The sequence below is a fragment of the Tianweitania aestuarii genome (assembly GCF_018457165.1).
In the GTDB taxonomy this organism is placed as follows: Bacteria; Pseudomonadota; Alphaproteobacteria; order Rhizobiales; family Rhizobiaceae; genus Tianweitania; species Tianweitania aestuarii.
On the sequence record NZ_JAFMNX010000004.1, the window covers coordinates 20,558 to 46,782 of the forward strand.

General features: G+C 61.2%; 26 protein-coding genes. 19 read left to right on the forward strand and 7 right to left on the reverse strand.

What is annotated here, in order from left to right:
- Positions 1-129 precede the first annotated feature (129 nt).
- The gene (locus JYU29_RS14830) at positions 130-1,440 is read left to right on the forward strand and encodes an MFS transporter (protein WP_250157499.1); all 1,311 of its coding nucleotides are present in this window, start codon (positions 130-132) and stop codon (positions 1,438-1,440) included.
- Positions 1,441-1,597: 157 nt separating this feature from the next.
- Complete coding sequence (locus JYU29_RS14835; RefSeq protein ID WP_213985632.1) at positions 1,598-2,557, forward strand: alpha/beta hydrolase; 960 nt, start codon at positions 1,598-1,600, stop codon at positions 2,555-2,557.
- A 109-nt stretch (positions 2,558-2,666) separates the two neighbouring features.
- On the opposite strand, the gene JYU29_RS14840 is transcribed toward JYU29_RS14835, so the two are convergent.
- Positions 2,667-3,725: an SDR family oxidoreductase gene (locus JYU29_RS14840; protein ID WP_213985633.1), complete on the reverse strand. Its 1,059-nt coding sequence runs from the start codon at positions 3,723-3,725 to the stop codon at positions 2,667-2,669.
- 97 nt (positions 3,726-3,822) lie between these two features.
- Between JYU29_RS14840 and JYU29_RS14845 the strand changes: the two genes are divergently transcribed.
- A complete protein-coding gene (locus tag JYU29_RS14845) occupies positions 3,823-4,203 on the forward strand; it encodes a winged helix-turn-helix transcriptional regulator (protein ID WP_213985634.1) in 381 nt (126 codons plus the stop codon).
- Between the two features lie 72 nt (positions 4,204-4,275).
- Here JYU29_RS14845 and JYU29_RS14850 read toward each other — a convergent pair whose 3' ends face one another.
- Positions 4,276-5,070 carry a helix-turn-helix domain-containing protein gene (locus tag JYU29_RS14850; protein ID WP_213985635.1) on the reverse strand — a complete coding sequence of 265 codons (795 nt, stop codon included), beginning with the start codon at positions 5,068-5,070 and terminating at the stop codon, positions 4,276-4,278.
- Between the two features lie 99 nt (positions 5,071-5,169).
- Between JYU29_RS14850 and JYU29_RS14855 the strand changes: the two genes are divergently transcribed.
- Together JYU29_RS14855 and JYU29_RS14860 are read left to right on the forward strand one after the other, a co-directional pair.
- Complete coding sequence (locus tag JYU29_RS14855) at positions 5,170-6,735, forward strand: ABC transporter substrate-binding protein (protein WP_213985636.1); 1,566 nt, start codon at positions 5,170-5,172, stop codon at positions 6,733-6,735.
- A 76-nt stretch (positions 6,736-6,811) separates the two neighbouring features.
- Entirely contained in the window at positions 6,812-8,809 is a 1,998-nt protein-coding gene (locus JYU29_RS14860) for a CocE/NonD family hydrolase (RefSeq protein WP_213985637.1), read from the forward strand.
- A gap of 163 nt (positions 8,810-8,972) precedes the next feature.
- Here the strand turns inward: JYU29_RS14860 and JYU29_RS14865 are convergent, their stop codons facing one another.
- A complete protein-coding gene (locus JYU29_RS14865; protein WP_213985638.1) occupies positions 8,973-9,866 on the reverse strand; it encodes an AraC family transcriptional regulator in 894 nt (297 codons plus the stop codon).
- Between the two features lie 130 nt (positions 9,867-9,996).
- Between JYU29_RS14865 and JYU29_RS14870 the strand changes: the two genes are divergently transcribed.
- Positions 9,997-10,752, forward strand: coding sequence for an SDR family NAD(P)-dependent oxidoreductase (locus JYU29_RS14870; protein ID WP_213985639.1), 756 nt, complete (start codon positions 9,997-9,999; stop codon positions 10,750-10,752).
- Between the two features lie 84 nt (positions 10,753-10,836).
- On the opposite strand, the gene JYU29_RS14875 is transcribed toward JYU29_RS14870, so the two are convergent.
- Entirely contained in the window at positions 10,837-11,205 is a 369-nt protein-coding gene (locus JYU29_RS14875) for an antibiotic biosynthesis monooxygenase family protein (RefSeq protein WP_213985640.1), read from the reverse strand.
- A 79-nt stretch (positions 11,206-11,284) separates the two neighbouring features.
- On the opposite strand from JYU29_RS14875, the gene JYU29_RS14880 reads away from it, so the two are divergent.
- Positions 11,285-11,803 (forward strand): MarR family winged helix-turn-helix transcriptional regulator, encoded by a 519-nt coding sequence (locus JYU29_RS14880; protein ID WP_213985641.1) that lies wholly within the window; start codon positions 11,285-11,287, stop codon positions 11,801-11,803.
- A 93-nt stretch (positions 11,804-11,896) separates the two neighbouring features.
- Here JYU29_RS14880 and JYU29_RS14885 read toward each other — a convergent pair whose 3' ends face one another.
- Together JYU29_RS14885 and JYU29_RS18380 are read right to left on the reverse strand one after the other, a co-directional pair.
- Positions 11,897-12,328 carry a YybH family protein gene (locus JYU29_RS14885; protein ID WP_213985642.1) on the reverse strand — a complete coding sequence of 144 codons (432 nt, stop codon included), beginning with the start codon at positions 12,326-12,328 and terminating at the stop codon, positions 11,897-11,899.
- A gap of 65 nt (positions 12,329-12,393) precedes the next feature.
- The gene (locus tag JYU29_RS18380; RefSeq protein ID WP_250157501.1) at positions 12,394-13,344 is read right to left on the reverse strand and encodes an alpha/beta hydrolase family protein; all 951 of its coding nucleotides are present in this window, start codon (positions 13,342-13,344) and stop codon (positions 12,394-12,396) included.
- Between the two features lie 97 nt (positions 13,345-13,441).
- Between JYU29_RS18380 and JYU29_RS14895 the strand changes: the two genes are divergently transcribed.
- Both JYU29_RS14895 and JYU29_RS14900 read left to right on the forward strand, forming a co-directional pair.
- The gene (locus JYU29_RS14895; protein WP_213985643.1) at positions 13,442-14,401 is read left to right on the forward strand and encodes a LysR family transcriptional regulator; all 960 of its coding nucleotides are present in this window, start codon (positions 13,442-13,444) and stop codon (positions 14,399-14,401) included.
- Positions 14,402-14,557: 156 nt separating this feature from the next.
- Positions 14,558-16,147, forward strand: a complete 1,590-nt coding sequence (locus JYU29_RS14900; protein WP_213985644.1) for an ABC transporter substrate-binding protein — start codon at positions 14,558-14,560, stop codon at positions 16,145-16,147.
- An 88-nt stretch (positions 16,148-16,235) separates the two neighbouring features.
- Here the strand turns inward: JYU29_RS14900 and JYU29_RS14905 are convergent, their stop codons facing one another.
- A complete protein-coding gene (locus JYU29_RS14905; RefSeq protein WP_347879911.1) occupies positions 16,236-16,772 on the reverse strand; it encodes a carboxymuconolactone decarboxylase family protein in 537 nt (178 codons plus the stop codon).
- Positions 16,773-16,979: 207 nt separating this feature from the next.
- Between JYU29_RS14905 and JYU29_RS14910 the strand changes: the two genes are divergently transcribed.
- The 10 genes from JYU29_RS14910 to JYU29_RS14955 all read left to right on the forward strand — a co-directional run bounded on the left by JYU29_RS14910 (position 16,980) and on the right by JYU29_RS14955 (position 26,218).
- Positions 16,980-17,657, forward strand: a complete 678-nt coding sequence (locus JYU29_RS14910; protein ID WP_213985645.1) for an isochorismatase family protein — start codon at positions 16,980-16,982, stop codon at positions 17,655-17,657.
- Positions 17,657-18,604: a polysaccharide deacetylase family protein gene (locus JYU29_RS14915; protein ID WP_213985646.1), complete on the forward strand. Its 948-nt coding sequence runs from the start codon at positions 17,657-17,659 to the stop codon at positions 18,602-18,604. Before JYU29_RS14910 ends, JYU29_RS14915 begins: the two co-directional genes overlap by 1 nt.
- The gene (locus JYU29_RS14920) at positions 18,604-19,527 is read left to right on the forward strand and encodes a polysaccharide deacetylase family protein (protein WP_213985647.1); all 924 of its coding nucleotides are present in this window, start codon (positions 18,604-18,606) and stop codon (positions 19,525-19,527) included. The genes JYU29_RS14915 and JYU29_RS14920 overlap by 1 nt, the downstream gene beginning before the upstream one ends.
- A gap of 49 nt (positions 19,528-19,576) precedes the next feature.
- Positions 19,577-20,983 carry a 3-isopropylmalate dehydratase large subunit gene (gene leuC / locus JYU29_RS14925; protein ID WP_213985648.1) on the forward strand — a complete coding sequence of 469 codons (1,407 nt, stop codon included), beginning with the start codon at positions 19,577-19,579 and terminating at the stop codon, positions 20,981-20,983.
- A 3-nt stretch (positions 20,984-20,986) separates the two neighbouring features.
- Positions 20,987-21,607 carry a 3-isopropylmalate dehydratase small subunit gene (gene leuD, locus JYU29_RS14930; RefSeq protein WP_250157502.1) on the forward strand — a complete coding sequence of 207 codons (621 nt, stop codon included), beginning with the start codon at positions 20,987-20,989 and terminating at the stop codon, positions 21,605-21,607.
- Between the two features lie 48 nt (positions 21,608-21,655).
- Positions 21,656-22,873, forward strand: coding sequence for an ABC transporter substrate-binding protein (locus tag JYU29_RS14935; protein ID WP_213985649.1), 1,218 nt, complete (start codon positions 21,656-21,658; stop codon positions 22,871-22,873).
- Positions 22,874-22,941: 68 nt separating this feature from the next.
- Positions 22,942-23,811, forward strand: coding sequence for a branched-chain amino acid ABC transporter permease (locus JYU29_RS14940; protein WP_213985650.1), 870 nt, complete (start codon positions 22,942-22,944; stop codon positions 23,809-23,811).
- Positions 23,811-24,791, forward strand: coding sequence for a branched-chain amino acid ABC transporter permease (locus JYU29_RS14945; RefSeq protein WP_213985651.1), 981 nt, complete (start codon positions 23,811-23,813; stop codon positions 24,789-24,791). Before JYU29_RS14940 ends, JYU29_RS14945 begins: the two co-directional genes overlap by 1 nt.
- Positions 24,784-25,524 (forward strand): ABC transporter ATP-binding protein, encoded by a 741-nt coding sequence (locus JYU29_RS14950; RefSeq protein ID WP_213985652.1) that lies wholly within the window; start codon positions 24,784-24,786, stop codon positions 25,522-25,524. Before JYU29_RS14945 ends, JYU29_RS14950 begins: the two co-directional genes overlap by 8 nt.
- Positions 25,517-26,218: an ABC transporter ATP-binding protein gene (locus JYU29_RS14955; RefSeq protein ID WP_213985653.1), complete on the forward strand. Its 702-nt coding sequence runs from the start codon at positions 25,517-25,519 to the stop codon at positions 26,216-26,218. Before JYU29_RS14950 ends, JYU29_RS14955 begins: the two co-directional genes overlap by 8 nt.
- Positions 26,219-26,225 lie beyond the last annotated feature (7 nt).

Sequence of the window (26,225 nt, forward strand, 5' to 3'; positions counted from 1 at the left end):
GGTGTTCTTGCCGCTGCGCCTCCGCGCCATCGGATTCGACATGAAAGGCCGAAGGCTTTAGCGGTACATCAGAGATCGCGCATCCGGGGATTGTTGGTGCGCGATCATCATCTGGGGTGAGGGCAGATCATGAAGACCACGGTCGAGGATATCCTCGCGCAGGCCGGTGCAGGGGCTTTCCAGCGCCGGCTGCTCGCGGTGTTCGGTTTCGTTTGGGCGGCCGACGCCATGCAGGTTCTGGCGGTTGGCTTCACCGCAGCCTCGATTGCTGCGACCTTCGGCCTGACGGTTCCCCAAGCGCTGCAAACCGGCACCCTGTTTTTCCTCGGGATGCTGATCGGCGCCAGCCTGTTCGGCAAGCTTGCTGATCGATATGGCCGTCGCCGGGTGTTGCTGATCACGGTCGGCTGCGACGCAGTCTTCGGCCTTTTATCCGTGTTTGCGCCGTCCTTCGGAGTGCTGCTGGTGCTGCGCTTCCTGACGGGCGCTGCCGTTGGCGGCACCCTGCCGGTGGATTACGCGATGATGGCCGAGTTTCTGCCGGCCAGAAACCGGGGTCGCTGGCTGGTAATGCTGGAAGGCTTTTGGGCGATCGGCACGGTGATCGTCGCACTCACCGCCTGGGCGGCGAGCGTGTATGGCGTGGCCGATGCCTGGCGCTGGATCTTCGCTGTCACCGCACTGCCGGCCCTGATCGGAGTGTTCCTGCGCTGGTGGGTGCCGGAATCGCCGATGTATCTCATCAAGACCGGCCGCGTGGCGGAAGCCAAGACGGTGCTGGATCAGGTGCTTTTGTCCAACGGCAAGCCGCCACTTCCAGCAGACAGCGTGCTCGAAGCGCCGATCAGCCATAAGGGCGAGGGCATCTTTTCGGGTCCGATGCGGCGCCGCAGCATCGCGATGCTGCTGGTGTGGTTCTTTGTTTCGATCTCCTATTACGGCATCTTCACCTGGATGCCGGCGCGCCTTGCCGGCGAGGGCTTCGGCTTCGTGCGCGGCTACGGCTTCCTGGTGATCGTCGCGCTGGCGCAGATCCCCGGTTACGCGCTGGCGGCCTATGGCGTGGAAGCCTGGGGCCGCAAGCCGACGTTGGTGGGCTTTCTTCTGTTAAGCGCGCTGGCCTGTTTCCTGTTCGTGTTTGCCGGCAGTGCCACGATGATCGCCGCTGCGCTTCTGATCATGAGCTTTGCCCTGCTCGGCACATGGGGCGCATTGTATGCCTTCACGCCCGAGCTTTATCCCACCGAAAGCCGCGCGACCGGCATGGGTGCGGCTAGTGCCATGGCGCGTTTCGGCGGCTTGCTCGCGCCATCCTTGATGACGATCGTGATCGCGCAAAGCTTCAACGGCGCCATTGCACTGTTTGCCGTGTTCCTGCTGATGGGCGCCGTGACGGCCAGCCTGATCAACCACGAAACGCGCCAGAAGCCGCTGACTTGATCGGCGGGGTTGTCAAACGCTGCTGCGGGTCGAATGCGAACTCTGCAAAAGATGGTGCGTGAATTGAACATCGCGCAGGGCTTGATGCTTCTAGTCTGACGACGGACGATTTGTTCGCTGGTGTTTCAAGAGATGCTAAGCTCGGAAAGGGTTGGAATTGACGGATTATTCGCAGCTGATCGACGCGCAGACATGGGCCTTTATTGACCAGACCAACGCGTATTATCCGCCGGACACTGTGGATTACACCGTTGAACAACAAAGGCAGATCTATGATCGGATGTGCCGTGCCTTCTCCGCAGGCTATCCAACCGGCGTGAGTGCGAGCACCGACCGGATCGCAGCATCCGGGCCCGAGCGGCAGATCCCGATCCGCATCTACAAGCGGGATGAGGAAAACACCGGCGTGCGCGTTCTTTATTTCCACGGCGGCGGGTTCATTCTCGGCGGTCTGGAAAGCCATGACGATGTTTGCGCCGACATCTGTGCGGCCACCGGCTACGAGGTGGTGTCGATCGATTATCGCCTGGCGCCGGAGCACCTTTATCCGGCATCGCACGAGGATGGTTATGCGGCGTTCGAATGCGCGGTGGCAGACGATGATCGCCCGATCCTGCTATGCGGCGATTCTGCTGGCGGCAACATCGCGGCAGCCGTTGCCGGGCGCTTCCGGCATCATCCGCGCGCGCCGATCGGTCAGGTCCTGATTTATCCCGGTCTGGGCGGCGATCCGACACGCGGATCCTACGTCACCCATGCCGACGCGCCGATGCTGACCACGCGCGACATGGCGTTCTACCAGACGGTGCGCACCGGCGGAGCGGATGTGTCTGGTGACGCGGCCTTTGCACCCTTGCGCGACAAAGACTTCTCCGACCTGCCGCCGACGGTCCTGATCACCGCGCAATGCGATCCACTGTCATCGGACGGCGAAGCCTATCGCGACAAGATCACCGCCGCTGGCGGCAAGGCGATGTGGCGGGAAGAAGCGGGTCTGGTGCACGGCTATCTGCGCGCCCGCAACACGGTGGACCGGGCGAAGGAAAGCTTCGAGCGCATCGTGACGGCGATCCGCGTGCTCGGACAAAAGGACTGGCCGCTGCCTTTCGAAGGCTGATAAGAAGCGGTCAGTGAAGCGGACGTGCGGCGCGGGACCGCCTGTTGGTCCATGATCTGGAACCAGGCGATCCCGTGCCGCTTTTCTTCACCCTTCAGGACGCGCTCCCTTACGGGATCAGACGCTCGGCACGCAGGCGTTCAAACAGGTCGGAGAACGAGTCTTCGGTGGGTTGATACGCATCGAAGCCGAGCCGGCGGCTCTTGGACATGTCGGTCATCACCTCGATCGGGCGACCAAGATCGGCGTCGGTGTGCCAGGGCGAGGCCAGGCGGTCGAGATCGGGCTCAACAAGGCCGTGCTGCTCGGCGATCTTGCGCCACACCGGCGCGTCATCCTTCATCTGCGTTTCAAGCGGCAGAACTTCGCCGTCGAACGGCGCGGCTTCCAGCCCGAACCACTGGGCGATCCGCTCCCACATCCAGTTCCAGCGAAACACGTCGCCGTTGACGATGTTGAAGGCCTGGTTCGCCGCTGCAGGCGTGGTTGCAGCCCACAGGAGCTGGCGAGCCAGCTGGCGGGCATCCGTCATGTCGGTGAGGCCGTTCCATTGCGCCGCCGATCCAGGGAAGCGGAATGGTCGGCCAAGCTCACGGCAAAGCGTGGCATAAACGGCAAGCGTCGTGCCCATGTTCATCGCGTTGCCTACGGCCCTGCCGATCACCGTATGCGGCCGGTGGACGCTCCAGGTGAAGCCATCGCGCTCGGCGGCGGCGAAAAGCTCGTCTTCCTGCGCATAATAGAAGTTGGCGACGTCGAGGCGGCCTTGTTCCTCGCGAAACGGTGTTTGCGGCAGCGTTCCCTTTCCGTAGGCTTCAAACGGTCCGAGATAGTGCTTGAGGCCGGTGACCAGCGCCACGTGACGCACGCTTTTCGATCGCAAGCCATCGAGAAGATTGCGGACCATGGCCGAATTGACGCGGATGTTTTCCGCTTCGCTGTCTTGCCGCAGCCATGTCGTGATGAAGACGACTTCGGGATCGAGATCCTTGAGGGCGGCAGCCGTATCGGCTGCGTCGGTGAGATCGGCCTTGACGGGGTGAACGCCGGGCGCGTCGACCGGGCGGCGGGCGAGACCATGCACCGTCCATTGATGCGCGTTGAGCAGCGTGGCTGTTGCGCTTCCGCTGATGCCGCTTGCGCCTACCACGAGAGCTGATTTTGCCATGCTGAAACTCCTTGCTTGTGTTGGATAAGCTAAGGAGGGGCTGGACGGCCTTCCAGAAGGAACCAAATTGGGACCTAGGCACCAAGAGGTTTCCATCATGCAACCAGGATCATCCGAAGAGCAATGGCGCGAGGACTGCGCGCCAAGGCGCGTCCTTGAGCTCTTTGCGACCAAATGGACAAGCATGGTCCTGCACACGCTTCATGCGCGTCATGAGGGCCGGGCGCGGACCGGCGTTCTTCTGCGCAACCTTCCGGGGATTTCGAAAAAGATGCTGACGCAGACGCTGCGGGAGCTGGAACAAAGCGGTCTTCTCACCCGGCACGTTCAAGGCACTGTGCCACCGGCGGTCGAGTATCGCCTGACGGAGCTTGGTCTGCGCTTCGTTGAACCCGTGGAAATGCTTTACGACTGGGGCCGGCGCAACCCCGACGCGCTCGATCAGCTCGGCGTCCGGGCGACTTCACGGCGCAAGTAGGCGACGAAGATAGAAGGGCTGTTTGGGCGAGGCGGATGACACACAGATCTGCCGTGAATGGCTTGATGAAAATCAGGTGTGCGTGGGCAATGTCATGACTGCGCCGTCTTGCAGGAGAAACGACGAGACGACCGATGGCAGTGCACCGGAAGTGGTCGGGTAAATGCCGCACGTTTTAAGCAAGGCGCGCTTGTCTGTTTGCATGCCGCGATATCGCCAGATCGTACGCGTGGCGTAAGGAAGATTGTCGTTGCGCCAGGATAATCCCATGGTCAGGCCGCGCAGGAATTGCCGCTGGTGAACCTCAAACGGCAGAAGGATCGTTTGTCCAAAGGTCGGTGCTTCGCCCCGTGTTACCTCGGTTATGAAAATGCGATTGCGCTGGAAGGCGACCAGTCCGGCATAACGCGAACGCTGCCGAATACCGCTTTCCAGATCGTCGATCCTTTCCAGCGATGTGACGAGCACCTGGCCCTGGCTTTCGCGTAGATGGGCACACGAACATACCACGTGGTCGGGCCAGGATAATGAAATGTGCCAGGTCTGATAAAAGCCGAGATAAGGCTGCAGCGCTCCTGCGTTCCCCGAAAACGCGTCGGCCCAGGGGCCGTCCATGACTTTCGGGCGTTTTGCTTCCTTCAGTTTGGCTCGAAAGACTGGCGGAGTGCGGTGGAAGTCTGCCGGTTCCAAGCCGAACGCGGCCGCAATCCGCAGCTGATTATGCGCTGAAGGCTGGCAGTTGCCGTTGATATAGCGGTTAAACTGCTGCCGATTGATGCCAATCTTGCGGCACAGATCGGAAATCGATGTCCAAGTGCTGCAAGCCAGCCTCAGGTTGGAAAAGAAATGAAGGTCATCCTCACGCATGATTGCAGCGTAAACCCGCTTAAATGCGCGTCAAGCCGCGAAATTGTGCTGCGCTGATCCCGGGTCATTATTCCCACAATCAAAAGCAGTGGGGATCCGATGAACGAGTTACTGAAAACTTTGAGTGTCAGCCGTCGCGGCTTTCTGCAGGGAGGTGCGATGCTCGGCCTTTCGGCTTCAACAGGGGTCTGGAGCGCCGGATCTGCAATGGCGCAGGAGCCCAAGCGCGGCGGCACTCTTCGTATGGGCTTGGCCGGCGGCGCTTCCGCTGACACGCTCGACCCTGCACTTGCGTCGGCAAGCGTGCTGTTCGTTATGGCTCATTGCTGGGGCGATACGCTTGTCGAGTCGCATCCGGAAACCGGCGCCGCACTGCCCTCACTCGCCGAGTCCTGGACGCCTTCGCCGGATGCAAAAGAGTGGACCTTTAAGATTCGCTCGGGCGTTAGCTTTCATGATGGCAAGCAGATGACGCCTGCCGACGTGGTCGCAACCCTGCGCCGGCACACGGACGAAAACTCCCAATCTGGCGCTTTGGGTCTGCTCGCCGGCATCCAGACGATCGAAGAACGTGGCGGTGATGTCGTCATCACCCTGGCTGAAGGCAATGCCGATCTTCCCCTGGTTCTGACGGACTACCACCTCCAAATTCAGCCGAATGGCGGCAGGGATGATCCCAATGCGGCGATCGGCACGGGACCCTTCAAGCTGGTCAACTTCGAACCGGGCATCCGTGCCGTTTTCGAACGCAATACAGACGATTGGCGCGATGATCGCGGCTTCGTGGACGGCGTCGAGATCATCGTGATGAATGACTCAACCGCGCGTATCAGCGCCTTGAGCGCCGGTCAGGTCGATTTCATCAACACGATCGAACCCAAAGTGGTGCCGCTGCTGTCGCGAGCTCCCAATGTCGAAATACTGAGAAGCTCGGGAAAAGGTTTCTATTCTTTCCTGATGCATTGCGACACCGCTCCTTTCGACAACGACGATCTGCGGCTCGCCTTAAAATACGCAATCGATCGCGAGGCCATCCTGACCCAGGCGATCGGTGGCTTCGGCACGATCGGCAACGATTATCCCGTCAACAGCAACTATGCGCTGGCGCCGACCGACATCGAACAGCGCGTGTACGATCCCGATAAGGCTGCTTTCCATTTCAAGAAGTCCGGTCATGACGGTCCGATCCTGCTTCGAACTTCCGAAGCAGCGTTCCCCGGTGCCGTTGAAGCCGCGCAGGTCTTTCAGCAAAGTGCAGCCAAAGCCGGCATCCAACTCGAAGTGCAGCGGGATCCGAACGACGGCTATTGGACCGAAGTTTGGAACGTGCAGCCATTCTGCGCTTCTTATTGGGGCGGACGTCCAACCCAGGATGGGCGGTATTCCACGTCCTACGTTTCCGGCGCGGAATGGAACGACACCCGCTTCAAGCGGCCGGAATTCGATGCCATGGCAGCAAAAGCGCGCGGGGAACTCGATGAAGCCAAGCGGCGCGCCCTGTACCACGACATGGCGATCATGGTGAGAGACGAGGGCGGTTTGATCCTGCCTGTCTTCAACGACTACGTGAATGCTGCCCGCAAGACGCTGAAGGGCTTCGTCCACGACATCGGCAACGATCTGTCGAATGGCCGCGTCGCAAGCCGCGTTTGGCTCGACGCCTGAGCTCATGCCGTAAAATGCCGATCGCCGCTTGAGGGCGATCGGCTTTCTTTTGACCTTACATGCCTGATGAGACTTCATGAGCGACACGTCTTTCCACGTCATCGACAACGAATGGATCGTCCTGAAGGACGGCACCCGCTTGGCCGCGCGGATCTGGATGCCCGATGCTGCAGAGGGGCAAAGCCGTGTGCCTGCCGTTCTGGAGTTTCTGCCCTACCGCAAGCGCAACGGCACAGCGCCTCGCGATGAATCCACCTATCCCGTTTTCGCAGCGGCGGGGATTGCGGGTGTGCGGGTCGATATTCGCGGTTCGGGAGAGTCCGACGGTGTCATCGACGGGGAATACACACCGCGCGAACTGTCCGATGCTGTGGAGATCATCGAATGGATATCGAGCCAGCCTTGGTCCAATGGCAGCGTCGGCATGATGGGCATCTCATGGGGTGGCTTCAACTGCCTGCAGGTCGCAGCCCTCAAGCCACAAGCGCTGAAGGCTGTCATTTCCATCGCATCCACAGTGGATCGCTACAACGACGACATCCATTACAAGAACGGGACACAGCTTTCTGCGCAGTTTTCCTGGGCTACGACGATGAGCGCTTATCAGTCACGTTCGCCTGATCCCGAGCTCGTTGGCGAACGCTGGGAGGATATGTGGCTTGAGCGGCTGGAGCACGAACCCTTCTTCATGGAGGAGTGGCTGTCGCATCAAGCGCGCGACGACTTCTGGCGTCACGGCTCCATTTGCGAAGACTTCGATGCTTTTCCCGTTCCCGCACTGGTGATCGCCGGATGGGCCGACGGATACCGCAATACGCCTTTGAAGGCCGTTGAAGGCATGCCTGAAAAAGCCAAGGCGCTGATCGGGCCATGGGTGCATAAGTATCCGCACTTCGCTTATCCAAAGCCGCGTGCGGATTTCCATGGCGAGGCTATTGCCTGGTGGCGCCATTGGCTTTGCAACGAGAAAACGGGCGCAGTCGACCTTCCGCAGGTGAGAGCTTTCATTCTGGATGGCCCAAAACCCGCACGATGGCGCGAAAACGATCCCGGCTACTGGATTGCCAAGGAAACCTGGCAAAAGCCTGATATGCTGACCCTGAGCTTGGATGCTCACCGGCGTTTGCAGGAGAACCCTGCTTCGAGCGCAACAGGACATGCACCTCTGCAATCGCCGCTCGATACCGGAACGGCTGCAGGCGAATGGTTCACGCTGAAACCCGACGCAGAACTCGCTGGCGACCAGCGTTCGGATGATGCGGGCTCGCTCGTGTTCGAAAGCGATGTCTTGAGCGCGGAACAGGTTCTGCTCGGCCAGCCATCCTTGAATCTCATCCTGACGAGTGACGCACCGCTGGCAAACCTCGTCGCGCGCCTGGTGGATGTGCATCCCGACGGAACCGCCACCCGCGTATCTTACGGCGTGCTCAACCTCGCTCACCGCGACGGCAATGCAGATCCCCAGGCGTTGACGCCCGGAGAACCGGTGGAGATCACGCTGGTGCTCGATGCCTGCGGCTATCGCTTCGCACCGGGGCACCGCATGCGGCTTTCCTTGTCGAGCGCATATTGGCCCACGATCTTGCCGTCGCCCTTCGATGCGACCCTGATGATCGACCTTGCATCGCTCCGGATCGACCTGCCTCTCTTGGGCGACCACCAGCGTATCGAAGTTCCGGAACCGGCAAACAAAGATCCATTGCCGTATTACGAGACCGTGGAAGAGGGCGCCTCATCGCGTTTGATCGAACGCGATCTTCGTGAGGGCGTCACGCGCTACAAGGTCAGCGAAGACACGGGCCTGAACCGCCACCCTGGCAATGGTCTGGCGACACGCGACACGGTGGACCAGGTTTGGTCCATCAAGTCAGGCGATCCGCTGTCGATGACCGCCGAAGCCCATTATACCTGCGAAGCCCAGCGCGATGGCTGGCAGACCAAGTCGGCTGGAACGCTGCGCATGTCCTGCACGCAAACCGAGTGGATCATTTCGGAAAGCAGGCAAGCCTATCATGGCGACCGTTGCGTCTTCTCGCGCGAACGCAGTGCTCGCATCCCTCGTGATCATATGTGAGGTTTGTTGCACGTCGTTTTTCCAGTCTCGAGCGCTCCGCAAAGGGTTTGCGGGGCGCAATGGAATGGCCAGAAGAAGGTGGTAAACCGGTGCCGGACTGAGTGAAGGCAGCCAGGTGCAGAGCTCCTGCCTCACCAACGCGCCATCGGCGTCTCAAGGCCGGCTATGCGGCAGCGTTTACTTGGGTTCGGGCTTGTCGAACGTCGCGGGCGGGGGGCTGGCCGAATATGCGGCCGTATTCGCGGGTGAACTGCGGCACGCTTTCATAGCCGACGCCGTAGGCGGCTGTGCTGATGGTTTCGCCTTGCGCGAGCATGCGGCGGCGCGCTTCGATCAGCCTGAGGTGCTTCTGGAATTGCAGCGGCGACAGTGAGGTGATGCTGCGGAAGTGAACATGGAAGGCGGACAGGCTCATGCCGGCGACGTCTGCCAGAGCCTCGACCTTGATCGTTTCGGCATAGCGTTCGCGCAGGAGGGCGACGGCCTTTGCGATGCGTTGTGCGTGGCTGTCGGTGATGCCCAGTGCACGGATCGCGCCTCCGTGACGTCCGCTTAAAAGCCAGTAATGCAGCTCCTTGCTCAATTGTGGCCCCAAAACGCCGAGTGCGTCGGGGCGGTCGAGCAAACGAAGCAGGCGCAAGGCTGCGTCGGCAACCTCCTGTTCGGTGGGATCGACGCGCACCGGCTGATCCGCTTCATACGGCACCGCGCCTATCTGGCTTACCAGGCTGGCGATGATGGTGGCATCGAGTTCGAGAACGAGCGAATAATAAGGCAAGGCGCGGCTGGCCGTCGTGATCTGGCTGACCGTCGGCACATCGGTGGTGATGAGGAGGGAGTCGCCTGCACCGAAGTCGAAGCTGCGGCTGCCCATCGTCACCCGTTTGGAGCCTTGCAGCACCAGCGCGACAAGCGGCTTGGATATAGCGTATTGCAGCATGGTCGGCGCTGTTTCGCGCAGAAGCACCAGCCCTTCGATCGGCGTGGCGGCGACCCCGGAGCGATCTGCGTGCGCATCGGCATAGCGCCGGGCATGATCTAGGAGCTGATCTGTCATGGAGTTTCGGTAGCAGGATGCGAGCAATCCGGCAACGTGTTTGGAGTATCAGGCAAGTTTTCGGGATGATCGCGCAACAGGATCAGCGCGATTCGGTGCATATCACCGGTGACACCAACCGGAGGCATCCATGACCACACTTTCTCTCGTTACCGGCGGCAGCCGTGGGCTCGGCCGCAACACGGCAATCAGCATCGCGCGACATGGCGGTGACGTGATCCTGACCTATCGCAGTGGCAAAACGGGCGCCGAGGCCGTTGTTGCCGAGATCGAGGCGCTGGGCCGCAAGGCGGTGGCGTTGCAGCTTGATACTGCGGATGTGTCGACCTTCCCGGCATTCGTGGACGCCGTTCGCGCCGCGCTGCCCGACACCTTCGGCCGCGACACGATCGACCACCTCGTCAACAATGCCGGCCATGGTGAGATGGCAGACTTCGCCAACACCACGGAGGAGCAGTTCGACGCGCTGTTCAACGTCCATGTGAAGGGCGTGTTCTTCCTGACGCAGAAACTGCTGCCGGTGCTGGCCGATGGCGGGCGCATCGTCAACTTCTCGTCCGGTCTGACGCGCGTCTCGTTCCCCGGTTTTTCCGCTTATTCGGCCGCAAAAGGCGCGGTGGAAATCCTGACCGTTTATATGGCGAAGGAGCTTGGCGCGCGCGGCATTACCGCAAACACGGTTGCTCCCGGCGCGATCGAAACCGACTTCCTAGGTGGGGCGGTACGCGACATTCCCGATTACAACACGGCGTTTGCGAGCATGACGGCACTCGGCCGCGTCGGTGTGCCGGATGACATCGGCCCGATGGTGGCGAGCCTGCTCGGTTCGGACAATCGCTGGGTCAACGGCCAGCGCATCGAAGTGTCGGGCGGCCAGACCATTTGACGGAAAAAGGGCGGGTGCCGCATGTTTGGCACCCGCCCTTTTCCTTGATGGTGCGCAGCACCGGCATGCGTTCCGAAGATCAGCTCACTCGGTGCAGATGCCGGGCACAGCAACGCGTTGGAACAGGTGCGGCGAGGCAACCGCGCTTGCAGGATAGTCGGTCAGCTTTGCCTGGAAGGCCGGGTTGGTGAACGCGGCGCGAAACGCGTCAAGGCTCTCCCACACCGCAGAATTAAAATAGGCGGGGCTCGAACCGAGGGCCCGATGCAGCTGGGTGGAGATGAAGCCCGGCTGCGCCTTCATGTAAGCGGCATCGACCGCCCAGGCGGCAAGAAAAGCATCCTCGTCCGCGGCGTCAATTGTGAACAGATTGCCCAGGACGATCGGCCCTTCGTGGGACAGTCCCAGCTGCTGCTGGATCGGAAAAGCTGGGTCGAGCGGTTTCATCTGCATGGCGAGGCTCCTTAATTGACAACGTGCTGTCAACATGAACTGCTCGACAGCATGCTGTCAATATGCTCTTTTCACGGACATGACATGTTCCTCCGATCGCGATCTGGCACCCGCCACACCTGATGATGTGACCGCGTTGATCTTGCGCATCTTTCGCGCGAACGGCGCGCTGCTTGCTGCCGGCGATCAGCTGGTGGACGGGCTGGGACTGACCAGCGCGCGGTGGCAGCTTCTCGGTGGCATTGCCGATTGCGAAGAGCCGCAATCGGTTGCTCAACTGGCGCGTGAGATCGGCGTCACGCGCCAGTCCGTGCAACGGATCGCCAACGAACTGGAAAGCGAGGGGGTGATCGCCTATCGGCCTAATCCCCGACACAAGCGTGCGCAGCTGGTGGAGCTGACAAGTCACGGCCGCGAGGTGTTCGAGAAGTCGATGACGCTTCAGCGCCCCTGGGCAGCCGGGTTGGGACGCAAACTCACTTCCGCACAGGTCACGGAAGTCTGCAAAACGCTGGACGCGTTGCTGACGACCCTTAAGGAAGATGGGGACGCAACCGCAGGCGCGACGGACGCAGACGTTCTGCCCGGGACGGGTTGAAGGACAGCCGGCGTTGGCGGGGCTGCCGCACGTCCGGCTGTTACCCGCCAAGCCATGCCGTCCGCGATACTGTGGGACGGCATCGGATCCGCTTTACGGCTTGAAGTCGGTGACGCCGAGATGCGTTTCGAGGTCGATCGGCACGGACACATGGTCGTGGAAGATGCGCCAGCTGCCTTTGAACTTGCGGTAACACAGCGTTTCACGGGTCCAGAGGTCGATGGCCTTGCCACCCACGGAGGCCGCGAAACGGGTAAAGCCGGTCGAGAAAGCAAGGTCACCGGAGCAGTGGATCCGGGTGTCGGCTCGCTCAAAGAGGGGGTCGGCATCGAACATCTCGAAGAAGCGCTGCCAGTGGGCGCGGAACGTGTCCCAACCCTCAAAGCTGAACGGCGGCATTACGTCGAAGGCGAGGTAATCGGAGCCGGGATAATAGGTGTCCATGATGCGATCGAGATCGCGCGATTGAGCAGCCTCGAGCCATTCGGTCCTGAGCGCCTCGATCTGTTGCTGGTCGCTTGTCATGTCGGTGTCCTTTCGTATTGCGCGGAAAAGTCTGGATAAATTGCGTGGTCGATCGTTGAGCGTGATCAGGCCATGTGCCTGTCGAACCAGGCAATCATCGGCTCCGGTCGGCGCTGGAACTCGAGGTAGCCGTCCCAGCGTTTCGTCGTGTCGCGGATCCAATGAAGCGCCTTGTCTTCGATGGGGATGGCATCGAACGTCGCCTGAACGTCGGCCGGAGTGGTCAACGCGTCGTCATGGACCTGATAAACAAAGGTCGGCGTTTGGACGCTGCGCGCCCAAAGGTTGGGTGACATCTGGTTGAAGGTGAGGCTCGCGGCGAGTTGGATTTCGCGATCGAGCTGATCGAGACGCTCGCCCAGCCCCATGCCCTCCAAAGTTCGCTTCATCACCGAGCCGACCGAGAGTGGCTGGCACAGCACCATGCAGCGCACGTCGTCGAAAAAGCGCGGCTGGGTATGAACGGCGTAGAGGTTCGCGTTCGCGCCATTGCAGCGGGAGAACAGGCCGACAGCCATGTTCCTGAGATCTTCACGGCTACGCACATAGAGCAAGGAGCCGATTACGTCCCGCGCCTGGTAGCGGCCGCCACTGTTCAGACCACCATTGCCTGTTCCGCTCAGACCGAAATTGCGTTCGTCGTAAGTGAGCACATTGTACCCGGCCTCGTGCAGGATGCGGTAGTCGGCGACATAATCGACTTCGAACGTGTTGCCGCTCGCAGCGCCAAAGCTTCGCCATGGCTCAAGATGCGACGGAAAACCGTAGCGGTTGAACATCATGGGATGATTGCAGATCACGAGGCGATCGGATCCCGTGCGAGGAATGAACCAGGCTTCGAGGGGCACGCCGTCCTGTGCCGGGAACGTCACGTCCTCATAGTCGAGCCCTTCGTCAGCGGGCGTGCGGAGAACCGGCGAGCGGCTCGGATATGCCCATCCATGCGCGATTTCCTTGAGCTGGCGCGCGATGTTCTCTTCGGACAAAGGCTGGTTGTGGGTGATGCTGTCGGCCATGAGCGGCTCCTTCGATCTGTTCGCGGTAGCGGCTTGTTCTCGACGCGTTCTACGACGCTCTTCCCATGCGCTGAATGACGTTGTACGACTGATCGCCATGCAATTAACGAATGATCCGGGCTTCGGTCATGTTGACCTGCGTGCCTTGCGCTTCCTTTTGGAGGTTCTCACGCGGCGCAACGTGACCCGTGCCGGAGAAGCAATGGGTCTGAGCCAGCCGGCTGCGAGCCGGCTTCTTGCGCAACTCAGGCATGCCCTGGGTGGCGATCCGCTGCTCGTGCGTGCGGCAAGTGGTGGATACGCCCTGACCGCACGCGCAGCCGAACTGCTGCCGAAGCTGAAGCAAGCCATCGCGGCAACGGATCAGGTCTTCACCCGACCGGTGTTCGATCCGCAGACGTCTGAGCGCTCGTTTCGCATTGCAACCACCGATTACGGTGCGGCTGTGGTTGTTCCCTCCCTTGCGCGCGCCTTTCACGCGAAAGCGCCAGGGCTGTCTCTCGAACTGTGCGCGTGGAGCGGCGATACGCTGAGCGACCTGGAGGAAGGGCGGGTCGACTTTGCGCTATATACCGACGAAGTGCTGCCTTCAGGTTTTCACCAGGTGCCGCTGTTCGAGGAGGGGTTCGCCTTTCTTCTGCGCGAAGACCATCCCATTCTCGCGAAGCGCGATCGCGCCGGTCATATAGCGCCGGCGGAACTCGCGGCGCTCCCACGTGTCGTCATGCTTTATCCCGATGGAACCGGGATCGGGGTGGACGATCCGTTGGCGGCTTATGGGCGGCCGCTTGGTCCGGGCGACCTGCGCACGCCGCACTTCTTGTCTGCTCCACTCGCCGTCAGCCTGTCGGATTTCGTTCTGTGCGCTCCGGCGCGCATGGCGAGGCTCGTGGCCGCATCAGGCAATCTGGCCGTTGTGGATTTTCCGGAGGCGGAACCGATCACCTACTGCATGATCTGGCATGATCGCGCGGACATGGACGCGGCCCTGAACTGGGTCAGGACGCTGCTGAAGACCCTTTTCCATACGCATTCGCCGGCTTCCGACGGCGCCTGAGAGCGTCGCCAGAAAGGGCGGCCGGCGCGAGGTTGGGTAGAAGAGAAAGGGAATGCGACTAGGTAAGTGCCCACGGTACGGGGAAGATCGCATCCTTCGCAGGATCGCCCTGATCCATATTTGAGCACCTGAACAATCCGAGCGGGAGAACACACAATGTCGAACGAACTCGAATTCCTGAGCAAGCGCGTTGCTGCCGGCAAGCTGAGCCGCCGCGATTTTTTGGGGCGCGCTGCCGCGCTCGGGCTGGCTGCGCCGATGGCCGGCACGCTCCTGACCCGCGCCGCGCAGGCTGCCGGACCGGTGAAGGGCGGCATTCTGAAGGCGGGGCTTGTTGGCGGTGAATCGACAGATGGTCTCGATCCCGCCGCGATCAACAATCAGTTCCGCGCCAATTTTGCGCGATGCTGGGGCGAAAAGCTGGTGGAAGTGGAACCCGACGGTTCGCTGCGGCCATCGCTTTGCACCGAGTATGGCGCGTCGCCAGATGCCAAGACCTGGACCTTCAAGATCCGCAAGGGCGTGACCTTCCACAACGGGAAGGAGCTGGACGCTGCCGATGTCGCGGCAACGATCGAGCGGCACGCGGGCGAGGACACGAAGTCGGGCGCGCTCGGTGTCTTGCGCGGCATCGATCAGGTGAAGGCGCAGGGCGACGAGTTCATCGTGACGCTCAAGGAAGCCAATGCCGACATGGCTTACCTCATGTCGGATTATCATTTGGTGATTCAGCCCAATGGCGGTCGTGACGATCCCGAAGCCGGCATCGGCACCGGCCCTTATCGCATTGCGTCCCACGAAGCGGGCATTCGCGCAGCAGGCGAGCGCTACGATGGATACTGGGACAAGGACAAGCGGGGCTTCGCCGATCAGGTGGAGATCTTCGTCATCAACGACACGACGGCGCGCATGGCGGCGCTTCAAAGCGGCCAGATCCAGATGATGAACCGTGTCGAGCCCAAGGTCGTGGATCTCGTGAAGCGCATTCCGGGCGTCACGATCCAGAACATCGCCGGCAGCGCGCATTATGTTTTTGCGGCGCAGTGCACCACGGAACCCTTCGACAACAACGATCTGCGTTTGGCGTTGAAATACGCGATCGACCGGCAGGAAATCGTCGACAAGATCCTGGCTGGCTATGGCGCAGTCGGCAACGACTTCCCGATCAACGGCGCTTATCCCTTGTTTTCGGACGATATCGAGCAGCGCGCCTTCGATCCAGACAAGGCCAAGTTCCATTTCAAGAAGTCGGGCCATGAAGGTCCGATCATCCTGCAGACGTCCGATGTAGCGTTCCCCGGCGCGGTGGATGCTTCGCAGCTGTTCCAGCAAAGTGCGGCCAAGGCCGGCATCCAGCTCAATGTCAGCCGAGAGCCGGGTGATGGCTATTGGGCGGAAGTCTGGAACAAGGCACCGTTCTCGGCTTCCTACTGGGTGGGTCGGCCAACACAGGACCAGCAATATTCCACCGCCTATCTGTCATCGGCGGACTGGAACGAGACCCGCTTCAAGCGCGAAGACTTCGACAAGATGGCGATCACGGCGCGTGCCGAGCTTGATGAGGCCAAGCGCAAGGCGATCTATCGCGACATGGCGCTGATGGTGCGCGACGAAGGCGGGGCGATCATTCCGGTGTTCAACGACTGGATCGATGCCGTGTCCGACAAGGTCGGCGGTTACGAGCCGCATCCCGCAGGCGAGCTGATGTCGGGGATGGCGCTCGTGTCCTGCTGGCTCCAGAACTGAGCGGACGCGCAAAACGCGCTTCTTCTTGAGTGAGCCTGCGCTGGGATGCGCAGGCCGCCGCTGACGCAACCAACAGGCGTAAGGGCTCTCAGATGGGCGTTTGCGCCAGTTCGGCGGCGATCGCGTCGTCGAGGGGCGTTTCGTAGGTCTGCAGAATGCCGCCGAGAACGGTGTAGAAGCCGACGGTCGCGATCAGATCGAACACGGCTTCGCGTCCGATCGCCTCGGCCAGCTCGGCTTCGAGTTCGGCGGGAATGCGGTGGAGGTCGAACAGGGCGTCCACGGCTTTCACGATCAAACCGTCTTCGCCGTTCGGCTCGGCAGCGATTGCCTTGATGCGCTCATCGCTGAAGCCGAGCGCGCGGGCGCGCGACACGTGGTGCGCCCATTCGTAGCTCGAGCCGAGACGATGTCCGGTGCGCAGGATCACCACCTCCGAACGATCCGACCCAAGTGCGCTGTTCTTCACCAGATGCTGGCGCAACGGCGCCCATGCGCGCAGCAAGGCAGGATGGTGCGCCATGGTGCGATAGACGTTGAGCTGTCCGGCAAAACCATCCCGCAGGTCGGCGACCATTTCGGGCCAATTTGTGTCGACAATTGGTTGGCAGGGTCGGTTGTTCACAGGCGTTTCCTCCACTTGATCAGAGCTTTAAGCCATCGTTTCCGCGGCCTCAATGAGACGCAACAACGGGCCTGCGGACGGCCGAATTTTGAACTTTACAAATGGTATAAAGTGATAACAATAAAATCTTGAGGCGCTTGTAAGCGCTTGCAGGGAAATTTCTTCTCCTGTGAGCGAGGCAGGTGCCGGAGGAAGTGGAGGTCCGATATGGAAATGTCATCACTCACCGCGCGTCAGCTTTTCGAGCACGCGAAGGCCAATCCGACGCGCCGCCGTTTCGGCTTTGGCGCCAAGCCGATGCTGGTCAACATCGACCTTCAATGCGCTTACACAGCCGTCGGTGAATTCGCGACGGCCTATGAGACCGATCCCAAGCAGCTCGACTACGTCAACACGCTGGCCGATCTTGCGCGGCAAAAGAACCTGCCGATCACCTGGACCTATGTCGCCTACATGGATTCGGGTGAAGATTGCGGCGTGTGGGGCACGCGCACCGATACGCCGGATTCACTTCAGAACATCAAGGTCGGCTCGCGCCGCGCCGAGTTCGATCCGCGTCTCAAGATCGACCACAAGAGGGACATCGTCATCAACAAGCGGATGGCGTCTCCCTTCCACGAAACGAACCTGCAGTCGCTGATGGTTTGGCACCAGTGCGATACGGTCGTGATTACGGGCGGATCGACGTCGGGCTGCGTGCGCGCTTGCGTTGTGGATGCGATTTCGCGTGGGTATCGCGTCGTAGTTCCGGAAGAATGCGTTGCCGACAAGCATGAAAGCCCGCATTTCGCCAATCTCTACGATATCTCGGTGAAGTATGGCGACGTGATCCCGGTTTCCGAGGCGATCGCCTGGTACGAGGCCTATCAGCCGGGAGCGCGCTGATGTCGGCCGACGCCAAGCCCATGCAGTCGGATCTCGGTCTCTACGATTATCTGCCTTGGACCGAGCGGCCAAAGATCACCTGGCCGGGCGACAAGAAGATTGCCGTCTGGATCGCGCCGAACATCGAGTTCTACGAATACAATCCGCCCAACAATCCGACGCGCACCCCCTGGGCGCGGCCGAACCCGGACGTCTTGCAATATTCGCATCGCGATTACGGCAACCGTGTCGGTTGGCAGCGCATGATGGCAGCGATGGATCGCGCCGGTTTCCGCGGTTCCGTGTCGCTGAACGTCGCGCTGTGCGATCATCATCCCGAGATCATCAAGGCCTGCGCGGATCGTGGCTGGGAGTTCTTCTCCCACGGCATCTACAACACCCGCTACGTCTACAACATGACGATCGAACAGGAGCGCGAGATCATTCGCGACGCGTTCGACACTGTGCGCAAGCATACCGGGCAGGAGCTTGCAGGCTGGCTGTCGCCGGCGCTGTCGAACAACTTCTGGACCATGGATATCCTGTCGGAAGCCGGCATCCAGTACACCTGCGACATGTTCCATGACGACCAGCCGATGCCGGTCAAGGTCAAGAGCGGCAAGCTGATCTCGATGCCGTATTCGCTCGAGATGAACGACGTCATCGTCTACAACACGCAGAAGGTGACGCCGCGCCATTATGGCGAGATCATCAAGCGGCAGTTCGACCAGCTCTACAAGGAAGGCGCCGACAGCGGCACCGTGATGTGCATTCCGCTGCATCCTTATCTTGTCGGCCAGCCGCACCGCATCGACGCCTTTGCCGAAGCGATCGAATACATCGCAGGTCATGAGGGCGTTTGGCAGACGACCGGCCGCGAGATCGCGCAGGCCTATCACGCATCGGGTGCTTACGACGCCTTCAACGCCGCGATGGCGACGCATAATGCGCAAGGGGGATCACGCTGATGCCGATGCCCGACGATTATCTGGACTATCCGCATCGCCGCTACGGCATGGACCATGACCGCTACGACTGGTCGGACATGTTCAAGCGCAAGCCGATCAGTTGGCCGAACGGAGCGCGGATCGCGCTGTCGATCGTCACGCATGTCCAGTATTTTCCGCTCGACATGCCGTCCAAGCCCTTCAAGGCACCGGGCGCGTTGTCGATGCCCTATCCAGACTTTCGCTATTACACCAACCGCGATTACGGCAATCGCGTCGGCGTGTTCCGGGTGCTGCGGCTGCTCGGCGAGCTGGGCCTGAAGACCAGCTTTGCGATCAACGGCATCATCGCCGAGCGCTATCCGGCGCTGCTGCGGGCGGTTGTCGAAGGCGGGCATGAGGTCGTCGCGCACGGGCTCGACATGGGCAAGGTGCATCATTCCGGCCTGACGGAAGACGAGGAAAACGCGATCGTTGCCGAAGCGCTTCGTTTGCTGCGCGACGCAAGCGGGCAGTCGGTGTCGGGCTGGCTGTCGCCTGGACGTGCGCAGGGCTTCAACACGCCGGAAATCCTGGCGCGGAACGGCGTTGCCTATGGCCTCGACTGGGCCAATGACGATCTGCCTTATGACATGCGCACGCAGAACGGGCCGCTGGTCGCCATGCCGATGGCTTACGAGACCGACGACCGTGTGGTGGCGGACGAGTATTTCCAGTCCGAGCCGCAATGGGTTCAGCAGGTCAAGGATCGCTTCGACGTGCTTTACCGCGAAAGCGCAGATCATGGTGGCCGGGTGATGAGCCTGCCGCTGCATAGCTGGGTTTCGGGCATGCCTTACCGCATCGAATATCTGCGGGAGGTCCTCGACTACATCCTTTCGCATGACGGCGTGTGGACCGCGCCGACGAGCGAAATCTGCGCGGCTTTCCGCGCGTCGAGCTGAGGCTGCGCCGGTTGATCCAACCGACGCAGACCTTCTAGTGGAGCGTAAAATGGCACCTGCCGCCGCACCTCGCACGATGCTGGGCAAGATCTGGGATGAGCATGAGATCATGCGCCATCCCGCCGGCCCCTCGCTGCTTTATATCGACCGGGACATGATCCACGAGGGCAGCTTCCATGCCTTTGCGGATTTGAAGCGTCGCGGCCTGAAACCACGCCGTCCCAAGCAGATCTTCGGCGTTGCCGATCATTACGTGCCGACCCTTGGCCGAAGCGCGCGCGACGCGGCGAGCCCTGCGATCGCCAAGATGATCGACACGTTCGACGAGAACATGGAATGGGGCGGTGTGCGCCATTTCGGTTTGACCAGCCGCGAACAAGGCATCGTGCATGTGGTGGCGCCCGAGCAGGGGATCACGCTGCCCGGCCTGACGATCGTGTGTTCCGACAGCCATACCTCGACGCAAGGCGCGCTGGGTGCGATCGCCTTCGGCATCGGTCAGTCTGAAAACGCGCATGTGCTGGCGACGCAAACGCTGTGGCAGACACGACCGAAGACCATGCGCGTCACCGTGGATGGCGCGCTCGGACAGGGCGTTACGGCCAAGGATGTGATGCTCGCGCTGATCGCCAAGATTGGTGCGGCGGGTGCCGGTGGTTACGCCATCGAATTCGCCGGTCCGGTTGTTCGCAACTTCTCGATCGAAGCGCGTTTGACGCTGTGCAACATGTCGATCGAGGCTGCAGCGCGCTTCGGCATGGTGGCGCCCGACGAGATTACCTTCGACTACGTTCGCGGCCGCCATTTCGCACCGTCCGAACAGGAATGGGACGGGGCGGTTGCGCATTGGCGCGAACTCGTCAGCGACGAGGGTGCGGTGTTCGACCGCGAAGTCGTGTTGGATGGCGCGGCGATCGCGCCGATGGTGACCTGGGGCACGAGCCCGGAAGATGCGGTCGCGATCAACGGTCATGTGCCCGACCCCTCAGCCTTCGACAGCGCCGACAAGCGAAAGTCGGCTGCGAAATCGCTGGACTATATGGAGCTTACACCGGGCACGGCGCTCGACGGGCTCAAGCTCGACAAGGTCTTCATCGGCTCCTGCACCAACAGCCGCATCGAGGATCTGCGCGCAGCCGCGTCCATTCTGAAGGGGCGCAAAGTGGTCATTCCCGCTATCGTGGTGCCGGGCTCGACGCAGGTGAAGGAGCAGGCCGAGCGTGAGGGCCTGGCTGCGACGTTCAAGGAAGCGGGCTTCGAATGGCGCGAATCCGGCTGTTCGATGTGCGCGGCGATGAATGGCGACGTGGTGGGACCGGGCGAGCGCTGCGCGTCCACCTCCAACCGCAACTTCGTGGGACGTCAGGGACCGGGTGCGCGCACGCATCTGGTCAGCCCCGCAATGGCTGCTGCCGCCGCCATCAGCGGCTGTTTGACCGATGTCCGGCGTCTGTGAGGGATGATGAGAGCTTTCACCAAGGAAACATCAGGTGTCGTCGCCATTCCAGGCGTGAACTGCGACACCGATCAGATTATCCCCGGCCGCTTTCTCAAGGCCGATCGCGCGCAGGGCTATGGCCAATTCCTGTTTCACGACATTCGCCGCCGCGATGCCGATGGCGAACTTGATCCGCGCTTTCCCTTGAACAAGCCGGGCGCGGATCAGGCGACGATCCTGCTGGTTGAAGACAATTTCGGCTGCGGGTCCTCGCGCGAAGGTGCGGTCTATGCGCTTGTGGATCATGGCATCCGCGCGCTGATCGGTCCGAGCTTCGGCGATATTTTCTACAACAATGCCCTGAAGAACGGCCTTGTGCCGGTGCGCCTGCCGGTTGAGCTTTGCGACGCGCTCGAAGATCATCTCACCCGCTTTCCCGAAGCGCAGGTGACCGTTGATCTCGAAGCAGAGCGGATCGTTCTTCCCGGCAATTTCGGCACGCATCCCGTCCAAATCGATCCGTTTGCGCGCGAAGGTATTCTGCGTGGTCTCGATGAGATCGAGATGACGCTCACCTACAAAGAGCAGATCCAGGCGTTCGAAAGCGCCCGGATCGCTTCACACCCCTGGCTGGGTCGCTGACGGACGAACCAGCGCGAATAATCGCCGTCGAACAATGGGAGACTGTTTATGAACTTCAGAATTGATCGCCGTGACCTCCTGAAAGCCTCGGGCGCAATGGCCATGACGCTGGCTGCGCCCTCGATCCTGCGTGCACAAGGCGCGACGGTGAAGGTGGGCGTGCTCGAGCCGCTGACGGGCAACCTTGCCTATAACGGCACGCAGAGCGCTGCCGGCGCGAAGTTTGCTGCCGACAAGATCAACGCTGCCGGCGGCATCAAGAGCATGAACGGCGCCATGATCGAACTGGTCGTGGTGGATGCGCAGAGCCGTCCGGAAGTTGCCGCATCGTCGGTGGACACGCTGGCGCAGGCCGGCGTCGTCGCCTTCACCGGCGCAACCGCATCCTCGCTCGGTCTTGCATCCTCGCAGGCCGCCGCGAAATACGACCTGGCGCAGGTGTTTTCCATCGGCACCGCCGAAACCGTCGTGGAACGCGGTTTGCCGAACGTGTTCCGCTTCACGCCGGGCGTGAACAAGTGCACGAGCGTTGCTCTGGAAAACCTCAAGCTCCTGAACCAGGGTGCCGGCAACGTCGTGAAAACGGCGGCGATCGTCCATGAAGACGGTCCATTTGGCTCAAACATGGCCAAGATCCTGGCGACCGAGCTGCCCAAGCAGGGCATCGAAGTGGTGGAAACCATTTCGCACCCGACCCCGCATCGCGATTTCTCCAACATCGCTTTGCGCGTGAAGGCGTCGAAGGCCGACATCCTGATCCCGTCGAACTATTTGAACGAATACACGCTGATGGCGCGTTCGCTGCGTCAGCAGCGCGTGGAGCTGAAGGCGATCTATTCGATCCTCGGCGGTGCTGCTTCCAACATCAAGTTCGTTCGCGAGAACCAGGAAGTCGCGCAGTATGTGATGGACTGCAACCACTGGTACGATCCGAACAAGGACGAGTCCAAGGCACTGGCCGAAACCACGGCTGCCGCCGGTCTCGACCTGACCTATGACGTCATGGTGTCCTATGCCACGATCCAGGTCATCGCCGACGCGCTCGAGCGCAGCGGTTCGGACGACCGCAAGAAGATGCTTGAAGCTCTCGCTGCGTCCACCTTCGACGGCTCGATCATGCCCTACGGTCCGACCAAGTTCGTGAATGGCGACAACGTCAACTCGCGCCCGGTGAATACCCAGATCCGCGGCGAAAAGATCGAAGTCGTGTTCCCGAAGGAATTCGCGAGCGCCGAGCCGGTGTTCCCCATTCCCGCTGCCCAGTAGGGCCGGGTCGAAGCTTCGGCGGTGCGAAAGCCGCCGAGGCTTTCTTTACACAACCTTGAGTGAACCCGATGTCGAGTTTGATCCTGCCTGCCGTGTTGAGCGGCCTGATGATGGGGGCGGTTTATGCGCTGATCGCGCTAGGCCTGACCCTGATCTACGGCGTGCTCCATATTATCAATTTTGCGCATGGCAGCCTGCTGATGCTCGCGCTGTTTGCGGCCTATTTCCTGCATTATCAGCTCGGCATCGATCCCTATTTGGCGATCCCGATCGTGCTGCCGGTGTTTTTCGCGCTGGGCTACGCGCTGCAGCGCGGTCTGATCTCACCAATGAGCAGCGGCTCGGAGCAGAACGTTCTTCTGATCACGCTGGCCTTGTCGATGATCATCGACAATCTGGCGCTGTATTTCTGGACGTCGAACACCCGTACCGTCGACATTCCCTATGCCTATGACACGGTGGAAATCCTTGGCGCCTACCTGCCGCTCGGCCGCGTGATCGCCTTTGTTGCAGCGCTCGCCGCCGCACCGCTTCTGTGGCTCTTCATGTCGCGCACGCGCATCGGCTCGGCCATTCGCGCGGTTGCGATCGAAAAGCGGGGCGCCGAGCTCGTCGGCATCGACGTCAATCACACCTATGCCGTGTGCTTCGGTATCGGCACGGCTTGCGTGGCGCTGGCTGCCTGCCTTCTTCTGCCGACCTTCTATGTCACGCCGCAGGTGGGCTACACCTTCGTGCTCGTGGCCTTCACGACCGTGGTTCTCGGCGGCATGGGCAGCCTGCTCGGCGCACTGGTTGCCGGCCTGCTGCTCGGCGTGATCGAGTCGCTTTGCGGCCTCTTCCTTGGCGAAAGCCTCGGCCAGATCGGCATCTTCCTCGCCTTTATCCTAATCCTTTTGTTCAAACCGTCCGGTCTGCTGGGCAAGGTGGGACGCTGATGAAATTCAACTCCGTTGGCCAGATCGCGCTTGTTGTCGCCGTCTGCGCTTATCTTCTCAGCGTCTACTTCATGGCCTCGCCGGTGTGGATGGGCTTTACGATCAACGCGCTGATCGTGGCCGTAATCGCGCAGTCCTGGAACATTACCGGTGGCTTCGGCGGCATGTCGTCCTTCGGTCACGCAGCACTCTACGGCACCGGCGCCTATGCGTCAGCGATCCTTCAGGTGCAGTATGGCGTCAATCCGTGGCTGGCCTTCGCGATCGGCATCGTGGCCGGTGCTGCGATGGGCGGCTTCATCGGTGCGCTGGCGTTCCGTTACGGTCTGAAGGGCTCCTATTTCGCGCTTGTCACGCTCGCTTTCGCGGAAGTGCTGCGCATCTGCGCCTCGTCCTTCGACATCACGGGCGGCGGCAGCGGTTTGCAGCTGAAGCTCGAGCCGGGGATCGCCAACCTGCAGTTCCCCGACCGGACCGTGGTTTACACGCTTCTTCTGGTTGTCGTCGCGCTAGTCATGCTCGTCACTTACATGATCAAGAAGTCGCGGTTCGGCGCTTACCTCGTAGCGGTTCGCGAGAACGAAGATGCGGCGCGCGCGCTCGGCATCGACACCTACAAGATCAAGGTCCAGGCGATGGTGATTTCGGGCGCCTTCGGCGGTCTTGCCGGTGCGCTTTATCTCCAGCTCTGGTTGTTCATCGACAGCACGGTGGTTTACGGCAGCGCGGTATCCATCGAGGCGCTGATCGGCCCGATCATCGGCGGTGCCGGGACTGTCTGGGGACCGCTGATCGGCACGCTCGGCCTGCATCTTTTGGGCGAGGGCGCAAAGCATCTCCTGCCCAACGCGCCCGGCCTCAACTTCGTGCTTTATGCCATTGTCCTGATCTGTGCGGTGCGCTTCCTGCCGCGCGGTTTGATGGGCCTGGCTGCCTTGATCGGCACTCTCAAGACCCGGAAGGACGAAGACCATGCTTGAGGTCCGCAACCTTTCCAAGAGCTTCGGTGGCTTGAAGGCGGTCAGCGACGTATCGCTGGATGTGCCGGAAGGATCGATCGTTGGCTTGCTCGGACCCAACGGCGCCGGCAAGACCACCTGCTTCACCATGATCGCCGGCTTCACCCAGCCGGACACGGGCAGCGTCACGTTCCGCGGCGAAGACATCACGGGCATGCCGCCGCACAAGATCTGCACGCGTGGCATGATCCGGACCTTTCAGATCGTGCAGCCCTTTGCCGGGCTGACGGTGCAGGAAAACATCGCGGTTGGCGCTTATCTGCATCATCACGACCGCCGCGAAGCCATGGCGATCGCCAGCCAGGTTGGCAAACGGCTCGGCATGGGCAACATGCTCGACCGGCCGGCTTCCTCGCTGACGATTGCCGGGCGCAAGCGGCTGGAACTCGCCCGCGCATTGGCCACCGGCGCCAAGCTTCTCCTGCTGGACGAAGTGATGGCGGGCCTGATCCCCTCTGAAATCACCGAAATCGTCGGCATCATCCGGCAGATCCGTGAGGAAGGGCACACCTTCCTCATGATCGAGCACGTGATGCAGGCCGTGATGAGCTTGGCCGAAACGGCCTATGTCCTTAACCAGGGCAAGCTGATCGCACAGGGAACGCCGCGCGAACTGGTGAAGGACGCATCCGTCGTCGAGGCCTATCTCGGCCACGGTGCGGCCGCACGCCTACAGGATGAAAACCATGCTTAAGCTTTCCGGAATCAAGGCTGGCTACGGTTCGATGTCCGTTCTTCAGGGCCTCGACCTGCACGTTGACAAGGGCGAAATCGTCGCGCTTTTGGGCTCGAACGGCGTCGGCAAGACGACCCTCAACAACGTCATCTCCGGCTTCATCCGCCCGACTGCCGGTACGGTGACGTTCAAGGGTGACGTTCTCAACAATCGCAAGCCGAGCGAGATCGTTGCCATGGGCGTGGCTCATGTGCCGGAAGGCCGCAAGATCTTCCCCAACCTTTCGATCAGCGAGAACCTGAAGCTTGGCGCCTTTCGCCGCGCGAGTTCCAATATCAGCCAGAACTTCGACCGTGTCTGCACGATCTTCCCGCGCTTGAAGGAACGGCTCAGCCAGCTGGCGGGAACGCTTTCAGGCGGTGAACAGCAGATGTTGGCGATCGGACGCGGCATGATGTCGGAACCCGAGCTTCTGATCCTGGACGAGCCTTCGCTTGGCCTGTCCCCGATCATGGTCGAGGAAATGTTCGACCTCATCACCAAGATCAACGCCGATGGCGTTTCGGTGCTTCTGGTGGAACAGAACGTCATGCAGTCGCTCGGCGTGGCGCAGCGCGCCTATGTCATCGAACAGGGCCGCTTCGTGATGCAGGGCGAAGCAGCGACGCTGCTCGCCGATCCGCAGCTGCGGCAGGCTTATCTCGGCATGTGATCGCGCC

Coding starts and splice junctions, on each gene's coding strand:
- JYU29_RS14830 (WP_250157499.1), top strand. CDS start 130: ATGAAGACCACGGTCGAGGATATCCTCGCGCAGGCCGGTGCAGGGGCT.
- JYU29_RS14840 (WP_213985633.1), bottom strand. CDS start 3,725: ATGGCAAAATCAGCTCTCGTGGTAGGCGCAAGCGGCATCAGCGGAAGC.
- JYU29_RS14845 (WP_213985634.1), top strand. CDS start 3,823: ATGCAACCAGGATCATCCGAAGAGCAATGGCGCGAGGACTGCGCGCCA.
- JYU29_RS14850 (WP_213985635.1), bottom strand. CDS start 5,070: ATGCGTGAGGATGACCTTCATTTCTTTTCCAACCTGAGGCTGGCTTGC.
- JYU29_RS14855 (WP_213985636.1), top strand. CDS start 5,170: ATGAACGAGTTACTGAAAACTTTGAGTGTCAGCCGTCGCGGCTTTCTG.
- JYU29_RS14860 (WP_213985637.1), top strand. CDS start 6,812: ATGAGCGACACGTCTTTCCACGTCATCGACAACGAATGGATCGTCCTG.
- JYU29_RS14865 (WP_213985638.1), bottom strand. CDS start 9,866: ATGACAGATCAGCTCCTAGATCATGCCCGGCGCTATGCCGATGCGCAC.
- JYU29_RS14870 (WP_213985639.1), top strand. CDS start 9,997: ATGACCACACTTTCTCTCGTTACCGGCGGCAGCCGTGGGCTCGGCCGC.
- JYU29_RS14875 (WP_213985640.1), bottom strand. CDS start 11,205: ATGCAGATGAAACCGCTCGACCCAGCTTTTCCGATCCAGCAGCAGCTG.
- JYU29_RS14880 (WP_213985641.1), top strand. CDS start 11,285: ATGACATGTTCCTCCGATCGCGATCTGGCACCCGCCACACCTGATGAT.
- JYU29_RS14885 (WP_213985642.1), bottom strand. CDS start 12,328: ATGACAAGCGACCAGCAACAGATCGAGGCGCTCAGGACCGAATGGCTC.
- JYU29_RS18380 (WP_250157501.1), bottom strand. CDS start 13,344: ATGGCCGACAGCATCACCCACAACCAGCCTTTGTCCGAAGAGAACATC.
- JYU29_RS14895 (WP_213985643.1), top strand. CDS start 13,442: ATGCAATTAACGAATGATCCGGGCTTCGGTCATGTTGACCTGCGTGCC.
- JYU29_RS14900 (WP_213985644.1), top strand. CDS start 14,558: ATGTCGAACGAACTCGAATTCCTGAGCAAGCGCGTTGCTGCCGGCAAG.
- JYU29_RS14910 (WP_213985645.1), top strand. CDS start 16,980: ATGGAAATGTCATCACTCACCGCGCGTCAGCTTTTCGAGCACGCGAAG.
- JYU29_RS14915 (WP_213985646.1), top strand. CDS start 17,657: ATGTCGGCCGACGCCAAGCCCATGCAGTCGGATCTCGGTCTCTACGAT.
- JYU29_RS14920 (WP_213985647.1), top strand. CDS start 18,604: ATGCCGATGCCCGACGATTATCTGGACTATCCGCATCGCCGCTACGGC.
- leuC (WP_213985648.1), top strand. CDS start 19,577: ATGGCACCTGCCGCCGCACCTCGCACGATGCTGGGCAAGATCTGGGAT.
- leuD (WP_250157502.1), top strand. CDS start 20,987: ATGATGAGAGCTTTCACCAAGGAAACATCAGGTGTCGTCGCCATTCCA.
- JYU29_RS14935 (WP_213985649.1), top strand. CDS start 21,656: ATGAACTTCAGAATTGATCGCCGTGACCTCCTGAAAGCCTCGGGCGCA.
- JYU29_RS14940 (WP_213985650.1), top strand. CDS start 22,942: ATGTCGAGTTTGATCCTGCCTGCCGTGTTGAGCGGCCTGATGATGGGG.
- JYU29_RS14945 (WP_213985651.1), top strand. CDS start 23,811: ATGAAATTCAACTCCGTTGGCCAGATCGCGCTTGTTGTCGCCGTCTGC.
- JYU29_RS14950 (WP_213985652.1), top strand. CDS start 24,784: ATGCTTGAGGTCCGCAACCTTTCCAAGAGCTTCGGTGGCTTGAAGGCG.
- JYU29_RS14955 (WP_213985653.1), top strand. CDS start 25,517: ATGCTTAAGCTTTCCGGAATCAAGGCTGGCTACGGTTCGATGTCCGTT.